Genomic DNA, 1,881 nt, shown 5'->3' on the forward strand with positions numbered 1-1,881 from the left:
AGGGTGATCTTCTGGTTCAGGGGGCGATCTGGGGTGGTCATGATTGCTCCTTAGTTGGCCAGTGAGATCAGGGCGTCAGTGTCGGTGTCTGCATCGTCAATGGCGTAACCGACGATCACGCCGGTGGTGGCTGGGATGGCTTTACCTCCGGGTCCGACTTCCACGGCGGTGCCAACGGTGATGCCGGCCCCTGCGGTCACGGTGACCACACGTGCAGATCCACGGGCGATACCAACGAGGGCACCGGCCTTAGCGTCGTACTTGGCTACACCTGCGGTGGCGGTGCCTGCGGTGGCTGGTCCAACCACGATGTTGCCGCCCTTGAGGGGGCCAGCATAGGCGGTGAAGGTCTTACCGACGATGGCGGAGTTGGCTACTGCGGTCAGGTCAGTTCCGGGCTTGAAACGGTCCTGCATGATGTTCTGATACATGGGTGTTTTCCTTTCTCGAGGTGTGGTTATGGTCCGACGATGCCACGAATGACACCGATAGCAGCGGGGGTAGTGATCCCCATGACGGGCATACACCAACCCTGGGTCCAGGTCTGTCGGTGCTCCGGGTCGTCCCAGTTGGTGACAGTCAGGCCCTCCTCGTATCGGATGAAGCCGGCCTGGGCAGGGTCAACGAGATATGCCTCGTTGAAGGGCATCTGGTTGGAACTGACCAGCTCGAGGCCGAAGTCAGAAAGCATGGCGTTCATGTTGGTGCCGTAGGCGATACGGAGATTGGCGCGGGTGTCGGGGTGGACCAGCAGCTTCTTATACACGATGCCCATGTCGAGGTTGTCCGCGTGGGCGATGATCTTTGCGAGATCAGCCGTTGGGCGTTCCTGCGGGGCGGTGATGGTGTCGGGGGCACCGTCGAGGATGATGTTGTCCCACCCTGCGGTTGAGCCGAGTTCCACCACATCGCCTGCGGTGATAGCAGCGTCGATGGTTTCAATGGCGCGCTGGTTGAGTTTGCGGCTGATGGTGTTAGCCAGGCGGGTGACGTCGTTGTCGAAGTCAATGGACTGGTTACGCTTACGGGCTTCATGGGAGGTGGCGAACTTGCCGCCGAAGTCCATCACGCGGGCGAGCTGGGATTCCGGGCGGGTGGAGTAGAGCACCGGGTATTCATCACCGGGCTGGCGGTCCGCGACATCGTTATCGGCAAAGAGGTGCTTCTCGGTGATCTTGGAATAAATCACGGTGCCTCCGGATACTTCACCGCCCTGGGCGAAGACGCTGTCAACGATGAGGTTCTTCTCTGCGAGTTCAGCGACGCGCTGTTCAATGATCGTTGGATCGTTAAGGGCCTGATCGACGGATAGGACACCGTTGTTCAGCTCTGCGGATGCGGGGTAGAAAGATGACATGGGTTAGTTTCCCTTCTCGAGGTCGGTCTGTTCGATGATGAGGTTGTTCATCGTGGCGAAGCCATGGAGCCATGCGGCCAGGTGAGCCGGATCTTCATAGGCGGGAACGTTGCCGCCGAAGGCGTGCGGGTTCTCGAGGGTGTAGACAATCCCATCGATGGATGGGTTGAGGTGTTCATCGTTGGGGAAGAACTGCTGTAGTGCTGCCGTTGGAAGGGGAATGATTCTAGGTGCCATGGTTAGGCCGCCTTTCGTTCGTAAAGGGACTTTAGGGATTCAAGATCGGTGACCGCTGGCCACGAGGCCCCAAGGAGAGCCAAGCCGGTGAGCACGAAACGGTGAGTCACAGAATTGGTGTGGAAGTTGAATGTTGCTTCAATGCTGCGTTGTGGATACGAGGTGACCATGATCTCTGCGAGCCATGCGGGTACGTCTACGAGGTCACCACGTAGGGTGTTGCCAGCATCAGCGAGCCGAATGTTTTCAACATGGCCTAAAGCCGGGGCACCGTCTCCAAGTGGAGA

3 protein-coding genes and 1 pseudogene are annotated in these 1,881 nt (G+C 58.9%); all 4 read right to left on the minus strand.

The annotated features are described in order from the left end of the window. Positions 1 to 50: 50 nt before the first annotated feature. A complete protein-coding gene (locus tag H9627_RS14060; protein ID WP_191734638.1) occupies positions 51 to 431 on the minus strand; it encodes a DUF2190 family protein in 381 nt (126 codons plus the stop codon). A 26-nt stretch (positions 432 to 457) separates the two neighbouring features. After that, positions 458 to 1,357: a major capsid protein gene (locus tag H9627_RS14065; protein WP_191734639.1), complete on the minus strand. Its 900-nt coding sequence runs from the start codon at positions 1,355 to 1,357 to the stop codon at positions 458 to 460. 3 nt (positions 1,358 to 1,360) lie between these two features. Then, the gene (locus H9627_RS14070; RefSeq protein ID WP_191734640.1) at positions 1,361 to 1,594 is read right to left on the minus strand and encodes a hypothetical protein; all 234 of its coding nucleotides are present in this window, start codon (positions 1,592 to 1,594) and stop codon (positions 1,361 to 1,363) included. A 2-nt stretch (positions 1,595 to 1,596) separates the two neighbouring features. Continuing rightward, positions 1,597 to 1,881 (minus strand): annotated as a pseudogene (locus tag H9627_RS14290) (hypothetical protein); the annotation flags it as partial.

The organism is Corynebacterium gallinarum, from assembly GCF_014837045.1.
In the GTDB taxonomy this organism is placed as follows: Bacteria; Actinomycetota; Actinomycetes; order Mycobacteriales; family Mycobacteriaceae; genus Corynebacterium; species Corynebacterium gallinarum.